Here is a 19,149-nt window from a genome sequence, read left to right on the forward strand (position 1 = left end):
TGATGAACGTTGAGATTAATTTACTTCCGAAAAAAGCAAGGGGTAATCGCATTCAACTTCTTCTTCTGTTTCTTTTAATTATCACGATGATGATGGTAGTCGTATTTGCCTTTCTTTTTCATCAAAATCAAGAGCAACGAAGTCAACAGTTGGAAAGAGAGATTGAAAATGTTAGAGAAATGCAACAGGTTATTACTGCGAGACAAGCTAACATGGGTTCAGACGGAAGTAAGTTGGAATCGGCAGTGGAAGAATTAGAGGGGCAACGAAAGCCAATATCTCGATTACTAGAGACATTTGTCCGTCAACTTCCTGAACGCGGCTTTATTGAAACGTTTGAATATCAAGAGGAAGGTATTATTACAGCGGATATTCAATTTGATGAACAACGAGAGGCAGCAAGCTTTCTCCATGCCGTTGATGAGCTAGTTGTTGTCGAAGAAGCGATGATTGATGAAATGTTAGCAGAAGAAATTATCTTTAATGAAGATGAATGGAACGAAGAGGTATTACCCAGGTATATCGCTAGTTTTACGATTACTCTTGACACAAAAATGCTTTTAAGCCCTGATTTGTGGGAGGAACAACTAGAAGATGAATTAGAAGAAGTGCTTGACGAGGGAATGGAAGGTGAAAATGAATGAATGTAGAAAATAAAAGAATTCGGATCCTTGCTATTTCCTTAATAAGTCTTTTCTCTATAGGTTTACTGGCATATTACCTTTTAGTTATTCAACCACTTAACGAGCAAATTTCTGACCAGGAAGAACAACTTATGACCGAAGAAGACATTTTATACTCTCTTGAAAATTCGCAGGAGGAGACTGTTGAATACGAGGACCATCAAATCACTTCACTTCTCAAGCGAGTTCCTGTACACCCTTGGATTGATCATTGGATGATTGATATTGAGAGATTGGAAATCGTCTCTGACATCTCTATAGAGGAGTTTGTTTTTTCGAAAGATATATTGCTCAGGCCATCATTTGATAATATCGAAGAAGAATCAGAGGAAGCAGAAGAAAGCATTACCGATCAAAATGAACCTGCAGAGGAGCTTGATTCTGATATAGAAGATGTCGAGGATCCAGTTGCAGTAGAAACCGATTCAACTCAAGAAGATATAAATGGAATAACGGCAAGCTTAACTGGGCACGCTGAGACATACGAAAATATATATGACTATATTGCTGAAATTGAAAAATTGGAACGTTTTACAGAGGTCTATTCCCTTTATTTTGAGGCCCCGTCTGAAAAAATCCTATTAGAGGATGAGTATGAGTTAGAAGGAGAAGCAGAAGTTGAAGAGGAGGATGAAACAATCGTCTTTAATGTTCTTGTCAGCACATACTATATGGAAGAATTACTACCTGAGTTTGGAGAATTTGAACGACAGGGCCCATTTAGCACTCCTTTTAATAAAGAAACACCTTTCTTCCAATTACCATAGCTAAAATTATAAACTATCTTATAAAAGACATGTGAGATGACCTTTTCTTTTCTATCTTTTTTGTTCTAATCTATCTTTTTGGAACGTAAAATAATATAAACGTATTGAAAAAGGGGACAGGTAGAATGAAAAAAAGTCTCGTCAGCCTAAATAAAGAACGTCATATATATTATAAGATAGAGAATGGCAGAAATGATTTACCTTTGGATAAGAATGAGAATCCTCAGCCTGTTACCGGCATCTCCAGTGACGATGATCCAAACAAAGTAATTGGTATGGAAAGCAAACGAAAAAAACCCATTGAGCCCTTTTGGGATGATGGTATAAGTGAACAAAGTCCAAAACTTCCACCTGTTAAAAGAAAAAAGAGTAAAGGTAGCCAATTCAAGCTCAATTTTTTTAAAAATATTGTTTTTTTATCAATAGCATCTGCCATTTTAGTAGGTGGAGCTTTTGGTATGATGTTGCTTTCTTTGTTTACTAATAACAGTGAGAACACAACTGACCTGGGGATAGAGCAGAGCACTCCTCAGAGTCAAGTGCAAGGTGTAAGTTCGGAAGGGGAAAATCAGAAATTTTCCGTTCCTGCACTTGATGTATTTGTTGCGCAGGGCGGAGCATTTACTACGGAAGAAAAAGGCAAAGAAATGCAGAATCTACTCTCTGAAAAAGGACAACCTTCCGTGCTCATGAAAGAGGGAGACACGCAGTATTTATTTATGGGTGTCGCTGCAGGTAAAGAAACATCAGAAGCTCTAGGCAATTATTACCAAAAACAAGAAATGGATACGTACATGAAATCTTATGCGATATATGCTGATCAAATCGAAGTTGAAAAGCCAGTACATCAATTTTTAGCAGATGGGGTGCAATGGATGAAAGGCGCAACGCAAATTTCTATGAATGAAATAGCGGGAGCGCAGCCAACCGAGAATGAGATTTCCCAGTTTCAGCAATTGGGTGCAAAGTGGATTACATCTTTTAAAGAGTTGCCTAGTCAAGATGAAAAGATGAATACTTTATTGAAAGATTGGATTGTAAATAGCCAAGCTGTTATGGATGTCTATTCTTCAAATGAAACTGCTGCCCCTCATGCATGGGAAATTCAAAAAAGCGTTCTAGAAGGAATGATCGATTACAATGCGATTGTTAATCAATTAGAGTCATGAAAAAATAATCAATTGTTTTCTGGATATAAGATTGAATCAAGAGGAAGAGTTTGCTAAAATTTAATAGTCTCTTCCTCTTATCTTTATAAATGACTACTCTTCGGTTTTTAATAGAGTAAAGGAGCAGACGCGCATGAAACCTTTGATATTAGCCTCGCAATCGCCAAGAAGAAAGCAGCTTTTAGAACAAGCCGGCCTTTCATTTACCGTAATCCCAAGTGATGTAGAAGAAAAATTGACGAAGAAAAACCTACCTGAAGATTTGGTAGCTTCTTTAGCCTATCAAAAGGCGTTAAATGTATTCGAGCGATATCCTGGTCATCTAGTACTTGGATCGGACACCGTTGTCTCGCTTGACTCACACATACTAGGAAAGCCAACTGATGATGATGACGCAAGGAGAATGCTTCAGATGTTATCGGGAGGCTGGCATACGGTACTGACAGGGGTCACTCTCCTTTCTGCCGAAAAAGAAGTGACGTTTGTGGAAAAAACGGAGGTGAATTTTTTCTCATTAAGCGAGGAAGATATTAGTATGTACATAAAAAGTGGTGAACCCGTTGATAAAGCAGGAGCCTATGGAATTCAAGGGTTAGGTGCCATGTTGGTAGAAAAAATAAATGGTGATTATTTTGCGATTGTCGGGTTGCCGATTGCAAAGGTTGTTCGTGCATTGAAGACGTTTAATGATCATGTGTGAATTCCTGAAGTACCCAGCTGAATCTTGACTCTAGGTACGAAAGGTATCAAAAGGAGGAATTATATTGACAATGCCTATGATGATTCGAGATGTGCCGAAAAGTGAGAGGCCTAGAGAACGATTAGTCAGAGATGGCCCCCAGGCTTTATCCAATCAGGATCTTATTGCCTTACTTCTTGGATCTGGAACGAAATCTGAGTCCGTTATTCAATTATCGGCAAGAGTTATTCAACACTTTGATGGATTGAAGTTACTGAAAGAGGCATCGATCAAAGAGTTAATGGATATTCGGGGAATTGGAGAAGCGAAAGCAGTACAGCTTAAAGCAGCCCTCGAATTAGGAAGAAGAATTCACCAATACCCCGCAGAAGACCGCTATGTTATCAGATCCCCCGAAGACGTATCGAATTATATGATGGAAGAGATGCGTCACCTTCAACAGGAACACTTCATTTGCCTTTACCTCAATACGAAAAATCAAGTTATCCATAAACAAACAATATTTATCGGTAGTTTAAATGCAAGTATCGTTCATCCACGTGAGGTGTTCAAAGAAGCTTTTCGCTACTCAGCAGCCTCGATTATATGCCTTCATAATCATCCATCCGGGGATCCATCACCAAGTAAAGAAGATATCGATGTGACAAAACGCCTAATAGAATCTGGTCGAATGATTGGGATTGAGGTACTTGATCACATTATTATTGGAGATCATAGGTTTATATCCCTAAAAGAAAAAGGTCATTTATAATCAAAATTTACCATTACAAAACGGGACTTCTGCTTCAGCATCTTGCTAATCCCCATCCTGTCTGTTCTAGTCTACTTCTCGATGTACAGGATTCATTGGTTGTGTTAGGATAAAATGAGGATTTTTTTGTTGATTCATGAAAAAGCTACTCAATAGATGATTCTTTGAGTATAATTATCTTTATCGACGAGAAATCATGAAGTAACTGTTCAAAAAAATCTTATGGCTTAAAGTAAAACGTAAGGAATAAGGCTGAGCCGTCAGCATAACTATTCGAAACAGGGCCATTTTTAATGACTATTTGAAGATTTTATGACAAGAAATTAAGTTGATACAAACCAATAGATGAGAATAAGCTCGAATGGATGAAGGGAGATACATAGATGTTTGCAGGATTTTCAAAGGATTTAGGAATTGATTTAGGTACAGCTAACACACTAGTTTACGTAAAGGGAAAAGGGGTTATTTTACGTGAACCTTCTGTGGTTGCTATTCGTTCTGACTCAGGTTCTATCGAGGCAGTTGGTAGCGATGCACGAAATATGATCGGAAGAACACCAGGAAATATTGTCGCAATACGTCCAATGAAAGATGGAGTTATTGCCGATTTTGATACAACAGCGACGATGATGAAGTACTTTATCCAACAGGCGCTTCGTAACCGTTCCATTTTCACACGTAAACCAAACGTTATGGTATGTGTCCCGTCTGGAATAACTGCTGTTGAGAAAAGGGCAGTAGAAGATGCAACGAAGCAAGCCGGAGCTAGAGAAGCATTTACAATAGAAGAGCCATTTGCGGCTGCGATCGGCGCGAATTTACCTGTCTGGGAGCCTACTGGAAGTATGATTGTTGACATTGGTGGCGGTACGACAGAAGTTGCTATTATTTCTCTCGGTGGTATTGTAACAAGCCAGTCAGTTCGTGTAGCTGGTGACGAGATGGACGATGCAATTATTCAGTATGTAAAGAAATCGTATAGTTTAATGATTGGTGAACGTACAGCGGAAGCAATTAAATTTGAGATCGGTTCTGCAGGAGAAGCAGAAGAAACAGAAGTCATGGATATTAGAGGTAGAGATCTTGTTTCAGGGTTACCTAAAACGATTTCGATTCATGCGAAAGAAATTGCGGGCGCACTGCAAGATACTGTTACACAAATTGTTCAAGCAGTGAAAGATACTTTAGAACAATCTCCCCCCGAATTAGCCGCTGATATTATGGACCGCGGTATTGTTTTGACCGGTGGCGGAGCTTTGTTAAGAAACTTGGATAAAGTATTAAGTGAAGAAACAAATATGCCTGTTCTCGTATCAGAAGATCCTTTAGACTGTGTAGCCATTGGTACGGGAAGAGCACTTGAAAACCTTCATCTATTCCGCTCTAAAGCTGGAATAACTGTTCGTTCAAATAGAAAATGATAAGTAGGTGTCGCAAATGACTCCATTTTTTTCAAATAAACGCCTTATTATCTTGCTTGTATGTATGATCATCCTCGTAGGTTTAATCGGCTACTCTATGAGTGATCGACGTGACTTGTCTTGGCCGGAGCAATTCGTTCAAGATACAGTCGGCTGGGTACAGTCCGCGTTTTCAGGACCCTCACATATAGCAGCGGGGTTCTTTGAGAGCGTGAGTGATATGAGAAATCTTTATGAAGAGAACCAAGTATTAAAATCACATTTAGACGAGTACGCGACAATTCAAGTAGAAGTAAATGAACTTCGAAGACGGAACGATGAACTTGAAGGTGCAATAGATCTAAAAGAAGATTATGATTTGATGGATTACACGGTGCGGTCCGCACTTGTTATCCAGCGTTCTCCTGATCGCTGGAATGAGCAGGTAGGGATTAACAAAGGTGCACAAAATGGGATCGAAGAAAATATGGCTGTCATTACTTCTGAAGGTTTGATTGGTAAAATCGATCAAGTTTCGCAATTTTCTTCAACGATCCAACTTTTAAGTGATCAGGATATATTAAACCGAATTTCAGCAACGGTTGATGCAGATGAAGCAGTTCAAGGTTTTATTGAAGGTATAGATCCGGAAACAGGCTATTTACAATTCACTAAAATTAATATTGATGTAGAGCTTGAAAATGGTCAAACAGTGGTTACCTCAGGTTTAGGTGGTGTTTTTCCGCGTAATCTTCAAATAGGTGAAATTGTAGACTATGAGTATGATGAATTTGGTTTAACTCAAACAGCCTATGTTGAACCGTCTGCTGATTTTTATCAGTTGGATTATGTCATGGTCGTTGAAAGAAGTGCGGATAAATTAGAGGAAGACATTGATCCAGATGCTGAAGGCTTCGGTGAATCTGAGAACGAGGATAATGCGGATAGTGAAGAGAGTAATAATGAGTCCGGAGACGAAGACTCATGATGATAAGAGTCTCGTTGTTTCTCGTTTTGTTTTTTTTATTTATTGTAGAAGGTACTGTTTACCAAATTTTTGCTCCTAATGCTGGTGAATTTGATTATCAGGTAATCCCTCGTTGGATGTTTATGTTGATTTTATTTGCCGGAATTTTTCGAGGAAGAGCAAATGGGCTCTTTTATGCCGTTATATTTGGTGTGATTTATGATATCGTTTATTCTTCCACTTTAGGAATTTATACTTTTGGAATGGGTGTTATTGTCTATTTACTTTCTATTTCCATTCCGTTTTTTAAAAGAAATTTGTCGATGACAATCATCATTGTCATTGTTGGAGTTGGCTTATTAGAATACTATGTGTACGGAATGATGATTCTACTTGGCTTAACAGAAATGTCGAATGATGAGTTTCTCTCGGTCCGCTTTTTACCAACACTATTGATGAATTTGATCGTATTGGCTGTTGTAGCTTATCCTTTACGAATAGGTTTTCTATATTTGGAAAAAAGATTGGGAGAATTAAATGACTAAGAATTCTAGGGTTCTTGATTCTAGTTTTAGGAGGTGACAGGCGCAATGCCCAATACAAGCAAGAAACAATTTGTCGTTATTAAAGGTACAAAAGATGGGTTAACATTCTTACTTGACGATCAATGCACTTTAGATCATTTAAAGGAAGAATTAAAGGACAAACTATCTGAGCGGCCTGAAACCTTGTCGCCTTCTCAAGGACCTATTAAGGCGAAAATCGTTATTGGTACACGTTATTTGAATCTTGAACAAGAAAAAGAGTTAGAGAGTCTTTTTTCGCAGGAAATGAACGTGAGAATCGAAGCGATTGAATCAGAAGTTATTTCAAAAGTAAAAGCAGAAGAAATTAGACAGTTGCAACAAATAAATCGCATAGTAACCGTTGTTAGATCTGGCCAGGTATTAGAAGTTAAAGGGGACCTCCTTTTAATAGGGGACGTTAACCCTGGTGCTACTGTAAAGGCAACAGGAAGTATATACATAATGGGGAAATTACGGGGAATTGCTCATGCGGGTTATTTAGGAGAAGATCAAGCTGTCATTTGTGCATCTACAATGGAACCAACGCAATTAAGAGTGGCTTCTATTATCCGCAGACCTCCTGAGGATGACGAAGAACTACAGAGCAATATTGAATGTGCGTATGTCAATGATGATAAAGAAATGGTATTGGATAAATTATTAAAACTAAGAAAGATTCGTCCTACATTATCCATGGATATTTAAAAGAATACTAGTAGTGACTTTGTGGAAGATTGCTAGGGTGATACGAACTTCAGCACGATCATATGAGGAAATAGCTTTATAAACGAACCGCCGTACGTGTTGTTGATACTTTAATAGATATTAATGGTAGAATGAAATAAAGGGGAAAAGATTGTTTTAAGAAAGGGGAGAATAAAGTGGGAGAAGCGATTGTAATTACATCAGGTAAGGGTGGTGTAGGTAAAACTACAACTACTGCCAATATAGGAACAGCCCTTGCACTTTCCGGGAAAAAAGTATGTTTAATTGATACTGATATAGGCCTTCGAAACCTTGACGTTGTCATGGGATTAGAAAATCGGATCATTTATGACCTGGTAGATGTTGTTCAAGGTAACTGTCGAATTAAGCAAGCACTAATTAAGGATAAACGATTCGAGCACCTTTATCTCCTCCCTGCAGCCCAAACAAAAGATAAAACTTCTGTGGAACCAGAACAGGTTAAAGAAATCGTGGACGAGCTTAAGCAGGATTATGACTATATATTAATTGATTGTCCGGCAGGGATTGAACAAGGTTTTAAAAATGCAGTTTCTGGAGCAGACAAGGCTATAGTTGTAACGACACCGGAAATATCTTCTGTTCGCGATGCAGATCGTATTATAGGCCTTTTGGAAAAAGAAGAGGGCGTTGCTGCTCCAAAGTTAGTGATAAACCGTATTCGCAGGCATATGATGAAAAACGGAGATGCTATGGATGTGGAAGAAATAGTATCCATTTTAGCTATCGATTTGCTCGGGATTGTTGTAGATGACGACGACGTTATAAAAGCATCTAATAAAGGGGAACCAATTGCCCTAGATCCTACGAGTAAAGCTTCTATTGCCTATCGGAATATAGGTCGCCGTATAAATGGGGAAACCGTACCACTTATGTCTTTAGAAGATAAAGATGGTGTATTTAAGAAAATGAAAAAATTCCTCGGTATGAGAGGATAAATACGAACAAGCACAACAGTCAATTGTTGTTGCAGGCTACGGGGAAATTCTCCTTGGCCTTTTTTTGCGTTTGATGGGATGAAAATTAATTTCTCCTAAAACATAGTTTAATAACCGGCGAACTGTGGAAAAGAAAAATAAGAGTCACCAACTAATTAGACGGATCTTTATTATTAAAAAATATATGAAAGAGGAGAGATAACATTGACTAGTGAAAAGTATACAAAGCATAATGAGCAAGAAAACGGAGTAGGTAGCAAGATAATGACTGGAATGGCGGTAGGAGCATTAGCTGGAGCCGCAGTAGTGATGTTTGATTCAAATTCTCGTTCAAAGGTTATGAGAAGTGCGGGCCAAGCAAAAGATTCTGTCGTCAAAATGAGTAGTGATGTGAAAGCAGACCCAACTGCGGCGAAGGATCAAATGATGGAACGTATTCAGAATGCAACTGTTGTTTTAAAGGAAGCAGTAGGGGATCTTCAGAAAATTAATAACAAGGCAAATGAAGAAGTCGTTGAACAGGTAAATGATGTAAAAAAAGATGCTCAGGATATTATCTCCTCTGCCAAGGAGACAGGAGAAGATCTTAAGGATGTGGGCTCAAAAGCAGTCGAAGCAAAAGATGAGCTAGTTAACAATTCCGGCACGGAGGAAGCCTCCGAAGAAAACACCAAGGAAGGGAACACCATTACAAACCGTCCTGTTTAATACGACTCACAGAAACGAGTATAATAGTTATAGTAAAGAACAAAAAGTAACCCTTTCCTAATTCGGAAAGGGTTTTTTCCATATAATGGGGGGTCTGACCCCTTTATATGACAGGTAAATCCTCAGATATATCAAGAGAATAATGCAGTTAGTTCACCTGATCACATTACCCAGTTTTAGAAGATATCCTTATTTTTCAAGGTCTTTTAACATAGTTTCCTCTACTTGTTCTTGCTTTTGAATAACGGATAATGAACCATCTGTTTCCAATACAACGGCATGGATATCATCAAAAGCTGCTTTCCCATTCGATCGCAACGCCTGTTTTATTTCATCTTTATTGATGCGTTCTTTCTTCATTGCTTTGGAATTGAATTCATTATTGTAAAATAAAAGTCTAGGCTCTCCTTTGATCATTTCATTAAATGCAGCAAAACGAACGGACATCCAGGTTATTATAAACTGAAAAAGGATTAGCATTCCTAGTCCAACGATACCTTCTACATAGGAAACATTTTCACTTAACAGAATAGTTGCAACTGTGGAACCGAGTGCAATAGTTATAATAAAATCAAACATATTCATTTTCGACAAGGTGCGTTTGCCAGATATTCTCAGCATTATTATAAGAACAGGATATGTGCAAACTGCAATGACAACGGTCCTGAAAACCCCTTCCCAATCATCAAAAAACACTTCTTTCACTCCTAACTTTTTTCTTATTTATTTTTCTCTCTCTTATAGATATTCACCAATGGATCATTTATAAAACGTTACATAGCCTCATTATTTATCGTGAGACTAGAAGAATATTAGTGTTTTGGCAAAATCACATTTTATTAATAAACGAATAAACTAATACTACCCCCTTATATTTATATATCGCCCTTTCCCCCAGGAAAGGGCCTTTTTCCATATAATGGGGGGTCTGACCCTTTTGGACTGCCCCTTTTTGGACCCCTTTTGGGAAACGTTGTTACTTCGTAATTTTCGCATATTGGTTTGCATTGCTTTTTCTTTGAGTTCTATCGGTCTTGGACAAGGCATAGAAATACAGTACAACGAATCTTTGGACAAGGAAGGGAAGCCTATGAATCAAAAAGTCGCAAAGCTAAAACGAGAAATGGATGCGAAAAGAAGACAGCGTACCTATGATAGAACTCCCGAGAAAATAAAGCAGCGAGTTAGAAGTGACGGCAGACCTATTTATGATATAAAGCATGATGAGGAAAGAGAAGATACGGTATATTCTTTTGATCACGATAGCAAGGGACTTTATGAACCGAAACAAAAGCAAGAGCCTCTATTTAGGAAAGATACATTTTTTATGCAAATATTAGCTAGCATATGCCTCTTCTTAGGTGTGAGTATTTTATTTCATACGAATGCAACTTTTCTTGAAGTACCGAAACAATATATTCAGACGTCCTTTCAGGAGGAATTTGAATTCGATCAAGTTGCGATATGGTACGAAGAGATGTTTGGCAGACCAATTGCATTATTACCTACTCAAATGGAAACTGTAGCCCCAGGAGACATGGATTCTGAGGAGGAACAATTAGAGCAATTCGCATTACCAGCAACCGGAAAAATTCGAGAATCATTTGAAGAAAACGGCAGAGGAATTTATGTTGAAACTGAAATGGAAGAATCTGTGGAAGCTGTTAAGAGTGGATTAGTCCGGTTTATTGGGGAAGATGAAGAGGGTGAGTGGGGGAAAGTTGTTGTTGTTCGCCACTATGATGGAGGAGAATCCTGGTACGGAATGCTGGATGATATCCATGTTAACTTGTACGATTATGTTGATAGCGGTGAAGTACTTGCCAGTGTTTCTCCTAATGATGAAGAATCTGTCGGCGTCTACTACTTTGCCCTGAAAGAAGGCGATTCGTTTATAGACCCAATTGAAGTGATCACACTTGATTGATTTTATCCGAAAAATAACCATCCATCCTGTTCTTTGGGTCATCCTTGGGATTGGAGGAATGACAGGGCTTTTCAAAGAGATATTAATGATTCTTATTATTGTTTTTATCCATGAATTAGGACATAGTCTTGTTGCCTTGCGATTTGGATGGAGGATACGTAAAATTACCCTTTTACCCTTTGGTGGCATGGCTGAAATGGATGAATACGGGAATCGACCCGCGAAAGAAGAAATTCTCGTTACTATTGCTGGACCTATCCAGCATATATGGCTTATTGGCATTAGTTATTTACTTGTCACAACACCGGTTTGGTCGGAAGGCGACCACCGGCTGTTTTTATTTCATAATTTAACTATTTTGGCATTTAATCTTCTTCCAGTTTTACCTTTGGATGGGGGGAAATTGATTTTTACCCTCACAAGTATGTTTCTTCCTTTTCAAAAATCCTATGATAGAAGCTTTGGCTTGTCAGTTTTTTTACTTATAAATCTAACGTGTATCAGCCTTCTGATTCTTCCATTTCATTTGAATTTAATCGTCATTATTTGTTTTATCTGGGTGCAGCATTACTTAGAATGGCGACAAAGACATTACCACTTTCTTCGTTTTATCTTAGAAAGGAACTCCTCTAAGCAAGTAAGGGAGATCCAATTGATGCAAGTTTCTTCCGGGTTAACGGTTGCTCAGGCGATTCAGAAGATTTACCGAGAAAAAGAATTAATTTTCTATTTTAAAAAGGGGAATGAAGTTGTTCAAGTAAATGAAAAAAAACTTCTCCAGGCGTATTTTCAACGAAATGCTCGTGGAGTAGCTATTTCTCACTTAGCTTAAATATGGGAACAAATCTAAATGCTATCACTTTTAATCCAGCATCTATTTCGTTGTTCAAGTCCCTTGCACTTTTCTTATCAAAACAATTATAATGAGCCCAGGAAGCACGAGATTTAAGATAGAATGGGGTCATGCTAACGTGCGAAAAATTATCATTCATCGTTATTCAACAGGAGTTAGGGGAGCCGTTCTAGAACAGGGAACAGTTGTAGAATGGTTAATTGATCAAGAAATTGAGGGAGATATTCCTCCGGGAGTAATTATCCAAGGGAAAGTAATCGATATTCTACCCGGTATGGATGCAGCTTTTATAGATATAGGTGCTGAAAAAAATGGTTTTCTTTTAAAAAAAGAACTAGTAGATTATCAGCAGAAGAAAAATGAAAATAATAATCAGCCTGTTTCCGTCTCGAAACCAATTAATTCGTTGTTAACAAAAGGGCAACGCGTTATTGTTCAAGTGAAAAAAGAAGAAACTGGAACAAAAGGGGCCAAATTAACGGAGATCGTATCATTTCCCGGAAAATATATTGTGTATATGCCCCATGGTGGCTATGTAGCTGTCTCCAAGAAAATGAACGAAGATTTAAATCGAGACACCTTCCGAGCACTTGGGCAGGCATGGATTCAGGGAAGTGAAGGGATTATTTTTCGAACATTAGCAGAGGATGCCAATCCAGAAGATGTCCGTAAAGAGTTTGAATGGTTACGCGAACAATATCACTCTTTTATCGCAAAAGGCAATGAATCGCCTAGTAAAGTGATGTATCTCTACAATGAATCTTCTATTTTTTCGCGAGTTGGTCGAGATTATTTACATGATGACGAAACGATTATCGTCGTTGACAACCGAGAGGATTATCTTCTGTTAAAAAAGCAGTTGCCTGTGGACAAGTCCTGGAAGTTAGAATTCCATCAAGAAAAGCAGGGCATATTTAGCTATTTTGACTTGCAAACTGCTTTAGACAGGTCACTTAAACCTTTTTTGTGGTTAAGGAGCGGCGGGTCTCTTTTTATTAATTATACAGAAGCAATGACTGTCATTGATGTAAATACAGCGAAATTCACCGGAAAAAATGATCAGAAAGAGACAGCTTTTAAAACAAACAAAGAAGCTGCAGCAGTGATTGCTGAACAATTAAGGCTACGCGATATTGGTGGCATTGTGCTTATTGACTTCATTGATATGAAATCGGATAAGGAACAAGAAGAGATTCTTCAAGTAATTAAACGAACGTTACGAAATGATCGCACCACGACGAATGTACTTGGTTTTACAAAACTGGGACTTCTGGAAATGACAAGAAAAAAAACAAGAAAACCATTACATGAGGCATTACAAATTCCTTGCCAAACATGTGACGGAAGTGGATGGATTAAAACAAGTGAGGAATTAACAAGAGAATTGGAAGATGAACTTTTCGCACGGCGATTCGCGATAGAGGATGCGTATTTAGTGGAAGTAGAAGATCGCATGATGGCTTTGTTAACAGCAGAGAATAAAAAGCGATTGACGCTTTTAAAACAGGTTAGTGGAAAAGAACTTTTCATGGTTCCTTCTGAAAAAGTTTCCGGGTATGAGATACGCTTAGCTGGTGATCGAGAAGAAATACAGCAACAGTGGGAGATGCGTCAGCATTCTTAATTAATAAACAGTAGAAATTTAAAAGAAAGTATAAGTTGACAGCTATCTTTACGCCACGCGTGTCAAGGGAAACCCACCTCCTTTCGAGTAGCACCTACACGCACTACGTAGGTGCTACTCGGGAGTGGCGAAAGATACGCTGTATTTAATAAAAGACAGATATGCTGTTTTTCTTAATTGACATAAAGATTTAAATCATGATATGATATCCTGTGTTAGTTGTTTGGAAGCGCCCAAAGAGCTACAACCGCACGGACCAGGTTTTCAAGCAATTTAAAGATTGCACCTGTGATGGCGAGTCTGAGTATTAAAGGAGGTGCGCACATGTACGCAATTATTGAAACTGGTGGAAAGCAAGTGAAAGTTACTGAAGGACAAGAAGTTTACATTGAAAAACTTGATGTAACTGCAGGAGACACAGTAACATTTGACCGTGTTCTATTTGTAGGTGGAGATGAGACTAAAGTTGGTTCTCCATTACTTGACGGAGCTACTGTGACGGCAAAGGTTGAGAAACAAGGCCGCGCGAAGAAGTTAACTGTATTCACTTATAAAGCTAAGAAGAACTATCATCGTAAGCAAGGTCATCGTCAGCCTTACACAAAAGTTACGATCGACAAGATCAGCTTGTAAGGATGTGCAGACCATGATTCATATCAAGTTTGATCGGAACAAAGATGGAACCATTCATATGTTTACAATGTCAGGTCATGCAGATGCAGGGCCCCATGGACAAGATCTTGTCTGTGCCGGAGCATCAGCTGTTTCTTTTGGGACAGTGAATGCTATTGCAGCAATTTGCAATACGGAATTGGATGTCGAGCTATTGGATGATGGAGGTTTCCTCCGCTGTCGAGTTCCTGAAAAACTGGATGATGAAACGTATAATAATGTTCAATTATTACTTGAGGGCATGCTAGTTTCCATGCAAACAATGGAAGAACAGTATCGCCAATTTATACACATTGAATCTAAACTATAGGAGGTGAAGACCATGTTCTTGAAATTGGACCTTCAATTTTTCGCCAGTAAAAAAGGTGTAGGTAGTACGAAAAACGGTCGTGACTCAGAATCGAAACGTCTTGGTACAAAGCGTGGAGACGGACAGTCAGTTACAGGTGGATCTATCTTAGTTCGCCAACGCGGAACTCGTATTTACCCTGGAGTAAACGTAGGTAGAGGTGGAGACGATACTTTATTTTCTAAAGTAGACGGCGTTGTGAAATTTGAACGCGTCGGACGTAACCGCAAGCAAGTTAGTGTTTATCCAGAACCAGCACTACAAGAAGCATAAATTACACATGAAAGACCCTAATGATTAGGTGGCTACCCCCAAAAGTTAGAGTTTTTTTATGCAGCTGATTGGCTGGATTGAGTTCGGTATTCTACTGGACTCAATCCGGCCAATTTTATTTTTGATCGTTCATTGTTATACCAGTCGATATATTCTTCTATCCGTCTTTTTAATTCTTCATAGCTTACTAATTTTTCCCCATAATACATTTCTTGTTTTAAGATGCCAAAGAAATTTTCCATTGAAGCGTTGTCTGCGCAGGTTGCTTTACGTGACATGCTTTGGAATACTTTATTTTCTTTTAATGTCCTCACCCATTGATTGTGCTGGTAATGCCAACCTTGATCAGAATGAATGGTAGTGCGATAAGTTGCATGATTCTTTATTATCTGTAGCGCCCTTGTTAAAGGTTCTATGACAAGATCTAGTGTTGGACGTTTCCTGATTTCAAACGCAATTACTTCTCCGTTATAAAGGTCAAGAATTGGATTTAAATATAACTTCTCTTCGCCTAGACATTTGAATTCTGTAATGTCGGTTACTAACTTTTGAAGAGGGATAGGTGTGCTAAAGCGGCGGGACAATCGGTTTATCGCTACCTTTCCTACGTTTCCCTTATATGAATTGTATTTACGGGATTTCCGCATAAATTTCACACATTTTAACCCTAGTTCCAGCATAATGCGATACACTTTTTTATGGTTGATAGAATGTCCTAATTTGTTTAATTCTCTTGTGACACGTTTATAACCATAGCGTTCATGAAACTGCTTAAATAGGCTTGTAATCAGTTTTTTTAGTTCTGTATCTGAGTCTTCTTGTCCAAAGTTTTTCACATGATAGTGATAGGTTGCTTCAGGAATACCTACAACAATGAATATATTTTTTAATCGGAATCCTTCTTCTTTGAGTTCGAATGCCACTTTTGCCTGTGCTTTTCGTGGAAGGCATTTGGATTCTCCCGAAAAGCTTTCAACTTTTTTAGGTAAGCATTTTCTAGTCTTAGTAGTTCATTCTCACGTTCTAATTCTTCTTCACGTGTTAACTTTGTCTCTTCCTTATTCTTGGATTTAGTTGGTTTCTTAGACATAGAAGGTCGCCCCTTTGATATTGGTTTCAGGCCTTCTATCCCTCGTTCATTAAATGTTTTCATCCAACGATAAATTAAGGAAGGATTGTTCAATCTAAATTGATCAGCAGTTTCCTGATAAGAAGCACCTGTCTCTAGTATAAATTGTATCGTATCTAATTTAAATTGAACAGAGTACCCTTCCTGCATCTTTCTTCGTTTTAATCCATCCATGCCCTGTGTTTTATAGGATCTCACCCAATTTTTTAATGGGGTGGAACTGGGTATATTATATTTTTTCGACAACGATTTGTATCCAAGATTCCCATACAAATACTCGGTGACGAGCTTCATTTTAAATTCTTCACTATATTTGGCCATAAAAACACCCCCGAAAGTTAGATTTTCTACTCTAACTTTCGGGGGTCGGTACCTTATTAATAATCATTAGGGTCTTTTTTACAAGAAAAACTATAAAATGATCGTTTTTTTAGAGATTGTTGTTTTCGTTGAACAGAGAGGTTCGAATCTGCTCTAGGTGGCTGCTTACGCGGGCAACGCTTGAGTCAGCAACTTTGGCTTATAATCGAATAAACACTTCGATATTATTAAAAGGAGATGTATGCATGAAACTTACTGTCATCGGTTTTTGGGGAGCCTATCCGGAAAAAAATGAAGCAACGAGTTGTTTTTTACTAGAAGATGCAGGAACATCGATTCTGCTCGATTGCGGAAGTGGTGCCGTTGCGCAACTCCAAAACTATCTGGACTTACATACACTGGATGCGGTCATGCTTAGTCATTATCATCATGATCACGTCGCAGATTTAGGTGTGCTCACTTACAGTCGCGTTGTTGATATAAACTTGAAAAAAACAGAGATACCACTGAAGATCCATGCCCATAAAGATGATGAAGCAGCATTCGAAAAATTAAGAAGACCTCCATTCACAGAGGTAACCAGTTATCAACATGATAGTAAAGTAAAAATTGGGCCGTTTACCATTACGTTTCAAAAAACAGATCATCCAGCCCCTTGCTATGCGATGAGAATTGAAAGCTCAGAAACAAATCATACTATTGTTTATACTGCAGACACTACTTTTCAAGAATCATTGATACCCTTTGCAAGAAATGCTTCCTTGCTCATTGCTGAAACAAGTTTTTACGCAGACCAATCTGCTGAAAAGTTCGGGCATATGAACAGCAAAGAAGTAGCAATGCTTGCGGAGGAAAGTGAAACCAAAGAGGTCATCCTTTCTCATCTTCCTCACTTCGGGGATCATAAGCAGTTAGTTAATGAAGTCGCGAAAACTTATAGTGGTAAGATTTCATTAGCAGAAACCGGAAAGACATGGCTTTTGTAGATGAACTCAAACATTCCTAAAGTATATAGGAATGTTTTTTTGCGTTTTATGGGAATAACGTACATTAAGGAGGTTCTTAATACATAAGAAATTAGCGCTTGAGCAAAAGCATGTTACAACATTACAACACTATAAATTTTAGCTATCAGCCACTTTTATCCAGATTTACCCATTAAGATGTTTATAAAATGCTTATCTAAGAGAAAATAAGACAAGGGAAGAAAGATTAATACGTGTAAAGGTTGGATGATATGAAAACACATAGTGTAAACTCAACAATGAATAATACCGATGCAAACATTACACCTTATTCAACTAGAAACTTATGGACAGGCATTTTGTTTGGACTTGGATTAATAGCTTTTTTTGATGAAGTAGTTTTTCATCAATTACTTCATTGGCACCATTTCTATGATAGATCTACTTCGGAGATTGGATTAGTGTCAGATGGATTGTTTCATGCGTTTAGTTGGTTTGCAACGATTGCGTCTTTGTTTATTTTTGCTGATCTCAGAAGAAGAAATGCTATGCGCCTCAAGAGGTGGTGGGGTGGTGTTTTATTCGGGGCTGGCTTATTTCAATTGTATGACGGTATAGTCCAACATAAACTGATGCAAATCCATCAGATTCGATATAATGTTCCTCTGTTTCCTTACGATGTTACCTGGAATATTACTGCTTTCATAATGATTGTAATCGGGGTAATTTTAATTTATAAAACGCAAACGATCAAGACTACGCGGGGAGAAGTTACATAATGGTCAATAATCACCTTCATTATAGAGAGTGGACTGCTTTTCAACCCGTTATAGTAATAGGATATCTACTTATTATTAGTATATATATTTTTGCCGCTGTGAAATCTAACCAACGACTTAGACATTGGCCGTTACATCGCTCAGTCTTTTGGATTTTAGGAGTTAGTTGTGTATTTTTCGTTGTTGGACCATTGGCTCCCCATGCTCATATAGATTTCACAGTACACATGATTGGTCATTTGCTTTTAGGAATGTTGGCACCTCTATTTATTGTCCTGTCGGCACCTATGACATTACTACTTCGAACATTATCTGTTCAAAAAGCTAGGTTTCTGTCAAAATTATTACAGACAAGGCTATCCCGGTTTTTAGTTGACCCAGCTGTATCGGCACTTCTCAATTTTGGTGGGCTTTGGATTCTTTACACTACGAGTTTGTACTTAGCAATGCAACAAAACATGTTGATACATGTCGTCATCCATTTCCATGTGTTTGTGGCTGGTTTTCTGTTTACGACTTCCATGATCTCTATTGATTCATTCGTATATAAGACAAGTTTTTTATATCGAGCCATTGTCTTAGTGATTGCTCTTGGCAGTCACAGTATATTGTCTAAATATATTTATGCCTATCCATTAACTGGAGTATCGGTCTACGAGTCTGAAATTGGAGGAAAGCTTATGTTTTACGGAGGAGATGTTGTTGATATAATTCTGATCTACCTGTTTTGTCTGCAATGGTATAATGCTACATCACCTAAATTACCAATTGCCTCTGTTAACAAAGTGGTTACTGAATACTAATATTGCTAGTCTACATGTGTTTAATTGAAATGGATTTTATATATACAGTTTGACTTATATA

General features: G+C 38.1%; 23 protein-coding genes and 1 other annotated feature. Of the genes, 20 read left to right on the plus strand and 3 right to left on the minus strand.

The genetic code is table 11. The annotated features are described in order from the left end of the window. Positions 1 to 2: 2 nt before the first annotated feature. From CEF18_RS02440 to CEF18_RS02490, 11 genes are all read left to right on the plus strand, one after another. Positions 3 to 644 carry a PilN domain-containing protein gene (locus tag CEF18_RS02440; RefSeq protein WP_110935012.1) on the plus strand — a complete coding sequence of 214 codons (642 nt, stop codon included), beginning with the start codon at positions 3 to 5 and terminating at the stop codon, positions 642 to 644. Beyond that, a complete protein-coding gene (locus tag CEF18_RS02445; protein WP_110935013.1) occupies positions 641 to 1,450 on the plus strand; it encodes a hypothetical protein in 810 nt (269 codons plus the stop codon). The genes CEF18_RS02440 and CEF18_RS02445 overlap by 4 nt, the downstream gene beginning before the upstream one ends. A gap of 125 nt (positions 1,451 to 1,575) precedes the next feature. After that, complete coding sequence (locus CEF18_RS02450) at positions 1,576 to 2,619, plus strand: hypothetical protein (protein WP_110935014.1); 1,044 nt, start codon at positions 1,576 to 1,578, stop codon at positions 2,617 to 2,619. Positions 2,620 to 2,752: 133 nt separating this feature from the next. Then, the gene (locus CEF18_RS02455) at positions 2,753 to 3,319 is read left to right on the plus strand and encodes a Maf family protein (RefSeq protein ID WP_110935015.1); all 567 of its coding nucleotides are present in this window, start codon (positions 2,753 to 2,755) and stop codon (positions 3,317 to 3,319) included. 70 nt (positions 3,320 to 3,389) lie between these two features. Next, positions 3,390 to 4,070, plus strand: coding sequence for a RadC family protein (gene radC, locus CEF18_RS02460; RefSeq protein WP_147422008.1), 681 nt, complete (start codon positions 3,390 to 3,392; stop codon positions 4,068 to 4,070). A 383-nt stretch (positions 4,071 to 4,453) separates the two neighbouring features. Further along, entirely contained in the window at positions 4,454 to 5,491 is a 1,038-nt protein-coding gene (locus CEF18_RS02465; RefSeq protein WP_110935017.1) for a rod shape-determining protein, read from the plus strand. Between the two features lie 16 nt (positions 5,492 to 5,507). After that, complete coding sequence (mreC, locus tag CEF18_RS02470) at positions 5,508 to 6,458, plus strand: rod shape-determining protein MreC (protein ID WP_110935018.1); 951 nt, start codon at positions 5,508 to 5,510, stop codon at positions 6,456 to 6,458. Further along, on the plus strand, positions 6,455 to 6,982 hold the full coding sequence (mreD, locus tag CEF18_RS02475; protein WP_223292210.1) for a rod shape-determining protein MreD: 528 nt from the start codon (positions 6,455 to 6,457) through the stop codon (positions 6,980 to 6,982). The genes mreC and mreD overlap by 4 nt, the downstream gene beginning before the upstream one ends. A gap of 45 nt (positions 6,983 to 7,027) precedes the next feature. Further along, positions 7,028 to 7,708, plus strand: coding sequence for a septum site-determining protein MinC (minC, locus tag CEF18_RS02480; protein WP_110935019.1), 681 nt, complete (start codon positions 7,028 to 7,030; stop codon positions 7,706 to 7,708). A 176-nt stretch (positions 7,709 to 7,884) separates the two neighbouring features. Next, positions 7,885 to 8,685 (plus strand): septum site-determining protein MinD, encoded by an 801-nt coding sequence (gene minD / locus CEF18_RS02485; RefSeq protein ID WP_110935020.1) that lies wholly within the window; start codon positions 7,885 to 7,887, stop codon positions 8,683 to 8,685. A gap of 204 nt (positions 8,686 to 8,889) precedes the next feature. Then, entirely contained in the window at positions 8,890 to 9,393 is a 504-nt protein-coding gene (locus CEF18_RS02490; protein WP_110935021.1) for a hypothetical protein, read from the plus strand. 189 nt (positions 9,394 to 9,582) lie between these two features. Here CEF18_RS02490 and CEF18_RS02495 read toward each other — a convergent pair whose 3' ends face one another. Next, positions 9,583 to 10,089, minus strand: a complete 507-nt coding sequence (locus CEF18_RS02495) for a DUF421 domain-containing protein (protein ID WP_110935022.1) — start codon at positions 10,087 to 10,089, stop codon at positions 9,583 to 9,585. A 394-nt stretch (positions 10,090 to 10,483) separates the two neighbouring features. On the opposite strand from CEF18_RS02495, the gene CEF18_RS02500 reads away from it, so the two are divergent. The 6 genes from CEF18_RS02500 (at position 10,484) to rpmA (ending at position 15,091) form a co-directional block, all read left to right on the plus strand. Beyond that, positions 10,484 to 11,320, plus strand: a complete 837-nt coding sequence (locus CEF18_RS02500; RefSeq protein ID WP_183041162.1) for a M23 family metallopeptidase — start codon at positions 10,484 to 10,486, stop codon at positions 11,318 to 11,320. Next, the gene (locus CEF18_RS02505) at positions 11,313 to 12,152 is read left to right on the plus strand and encodes a M50 family metallopeptidase (protein ID WP_110935024.1); all 840 of its coding nucleotides are present in this window, start codon (positions 11,313 to 11,315) and stop codon (positions 12,150 to 12,152) included. The genes CEF18_RS02500 and CEF18_RS02505 overlap by 8 nt, the downstream gene beginning before the upstream one ends. Positions 12,153 to 12,291: 139 nt before the next feature. Beyond that, positions 12,292 to 13,797, plus strand: a complete 1,506-nt coding sequence (locus CEF18_RS02510) for an Rne/Rng family ribonuclease (protein WP_183041161.1) — start codon at positions 12,292 to 12,294, stop codon at positions 13,795 to 13,797. 235 nt (positions 13,798 to 14,032) lie between these two features. Continuing rightward, positions 14,033 to 14,109: a sequence feature (ribosomal protein L21 leader region), on the plus strand. 12 nt (positions 14,110 to 14,121) lie between these two features. Further along, the gene (gene rplU / locus CEF18_RS02515; protein WP_110935026.1) at positions 14,122 to 14,430 is read left to right on the plus strand and encodes a 50S ribosomal protein L21; all 309 of its coding nucleotides are present in this window, start codon (positions 14,122 to 14,124) and stop codon (positions 14,428 to 14,430) included. Positions 14,431 to 14,443: 13 nt separating this feature from the next. Continuing rightward, entirely contained in the window at positions 14,444 to 14,779 is a 336-nt protein-coding gene (locus CEF18_RS02520; protein WP_110935027.1) for a ribosomal-processing cysteine protease Prp, read from the plus strand. Positions 14,780 to 14,791: 12 nt separating this feature from the next. Further along, entirely contained in the window at positions 14,792 to 15,091 is a 300-nt protein-coding gene (rpmA, locus tag CEF18_RS02525; RefSeq protein ID WP_110935028.1) for a 50S ribosomal protein L27, read from the plus strand. 56 nt (positions 15,092 to 15,147) lie between these two features. Here the strand turns inward: rpmA and CEF18_RS02530 are convergent, their stop codons facing one another. Continuing rightward, the gene (locus CEF18_RS02530; RefSeq protein WP_110935029.1) at positions 15,148 to 16,014 is read right to left on the minus strand and encodes an IS3 family transposase; all 867 of its coding nucleotides are present in this window, start codon (positions 16,012 to 16,014) and stop codon (positions 15,148 to 15,150) included. Further along, positions 15,978 to 16,541 (minus strand): helix-turn-helix domain-containing protein, encoded by a 564-nt coding sequence (locus tag CEF18_RS02535; RefSeq protein ID WP_110935030.1) that lies wholly within the window; start codon positions 16,539 to 16,541, stop codon positions 15,978 to 15,980. The genes CEF18_RS02530 and CEF18_RS02535 overlap by 37 nt, the downstream gene beginning before the upstream one ends. Positions 16,542 to 16,786: 245 nt before the next feature. On the opposite strand from CEF18_RS02535, the gene CEF18_RS02540 reads away from it, so the two are divergent. The 3 genes from CEF18_RS02540 to CEF18_RS02550 all read left to right on the plus strand — a co-directional run bounded on the left by CEF18_RS02540 (position 16,787) and on the right by CEF18_RS02550 (position 19,088). Further along, positions 16,787 to 17,527, plus strand: coding sequence for an MBL fold metallo-hydrolase (locus CEF18_RS02540; protein ID WP_110935031.1), 741 nt, complete (start codon positions 16,787 to 16,789; stop codon positions 17,525 to 17,527). 251 nt (positions 17,528 to 17,778) lie between these two features. Further along, positions 17,779 to 18,285, plus strand: a complete 507-nt coding sequence (locus CEF18_RS02545; RefSeq protein WP_407690380.1) for a DUF2243 domain-containing protein — start codon at positions 17,779 to 17,781, stop codon at positions 18,283 to 18,285. Next, the gene (locus CEF18_RS02550) at positions 18,285 to 19,088 is read left to right on the plus strand and encodes a cytochrome c oxidase assembly protein (RefSeq protein ID WP_110935032.1); all 804 of its coding nucleotides are present in this window, start codon (positions 18,285 to 18,287) and stop codon (positions 19,086 to 19,088) included. Before CEF18_RS02545 ends, CEF18_RS02550 begins: the two co-directional genes overlap by 1 nt. The last annotated feature ends 61 nt before the right edge of the window (positions 19,089 to 19,149 follow it).

It is taken from the genome of Salipaludibacillus neizhouensis (genome assembly GCF_002886185.1).
Classification (GTDB): domain Bacteria; phylum Bacillota; class Bacilli; order Bacillales; family Salisediminibacteriaceae; genus Salipaludibacillus; species Salipaludibacillus neizhouensis.

Excerpts from the sequence above, each read along its gene's own strand:
- CEF18_RS02440 (WP_110935012.1), top strand. The coding sequence starts at position 3 with ATGAACGTTGAGATTAATTTACTTCCGAAAAAAGCAAGGGGTAATCGC.
- CEF18_RS02445 (WP_110935013.1), top strand. The coding sequence starts at position 641 with ATGAATGTAGAAAATAAAAGAATTCGGATCCTTGCTATTTCCTTAATA.
- CEF18_RS02450 (WP_110935014.1), top strand. The coding sequence starts at position 1,576 with ATGAAAAAAAGTCTCGTCAGCCTAAATAAAGAACGTCATATATATTAT.
- CEF18_RS02455 (WP_110935015.1), top strand. The coding sequence starts at position 2,753 with ATGAAACCTTTGATATTAGCCTCGCAATCGCCAAGAAGAAAGCAGCTT.
- radC (WP_147422008.1), top strand. The coding sequence starts at position 3,390 with ATGCCTATGATGATTCGAGATGTGCCGAAAAGTGAGAGGCCTAGAGAA.
- CEF18_RS02465 (WP_110935017.1), top strand. The coding sequence starts at position 4,454 with ATGTTTGCAGGATTTTCAAAGGATTTAGGAATTGATTTAGGTACAGCT.
- mreC (WP_110935018.1), top strand. The coding sequence starts at position 5,508 with ATGACTCCATTTTTTTCAAATAAACGCCTTATTATCTTGCTTGTATGT.
- mreD (WP_223292210.1), top strand. The coding sequence starts at position 6,455 with ATGATGATAAGAGTCTCGTTGTTTCTCGTTTTGTTTTTTTTATTTATT.
- minC (WP_110935019.1), top strand. The coding sequence starts at position 7,028 with ATGCCCAATACAAGCAAGAAACAATTTGTCGTTATTAAAGGTACAAAA.
- CEF18_RS02500 (WP_183041162.1), top strand. The coding sequence starts at position 10,484 with ATGAATCAAAAAGTCGCAAAGCTAAAACGAGAAATGGATGCGAAAAGA.
- rplU (WP_110935026.1), top strand. The coding sequence starts at position 14,122 with ATGTACGCAATTATTGAAACTGGTGGAAAGCAAGTGAAAGTTACTGAA.
- CEF18_RS02520 (WP_110935027.1), top strand. The coding sequence starts at position 14,444 with ATGATTCATATCAAGTTTGATCGGAACAAAGATGGAACCATTCATATG.
- rpmA (WP_110935028.1), top strand. The coding sequence starts at position 14,792 with ATGTTCTTGAAATTGGACCTTCAATTTTTCGCCAGTAAAAAAGGTGTA.
- CEF18_RS02535 (WP_110935030.1), bottom strand. The coding sequence starts at position 16,541 with ATGGCCAAATATAGTGAAGAATTTAAAATGAAGCTCGTCACCGAGTAT.
- CEF18_RS02540 (WP_110935031.1), top strand. The coding sequence starts at position 16,787 with ATGAAACTTACTGTCATCGGTTTTTGGGGAGCCTATCCGGAAAAAAAT.
- CEF18_RS02545 (WP_407690380.1), top strand. The coding sequence starts at position 17,779 with ATGAAAACACATAGTGTAAACTCAACAATGAATAATACCGATGCAAAC.
- CEF18_RS02550 (WP_110935032.1), top strand. The coding sequence starts at position 18,285 with ATGGTCAATAATCACCTTCATTATAGAGAGTGGACTGCTTTTCAACCC.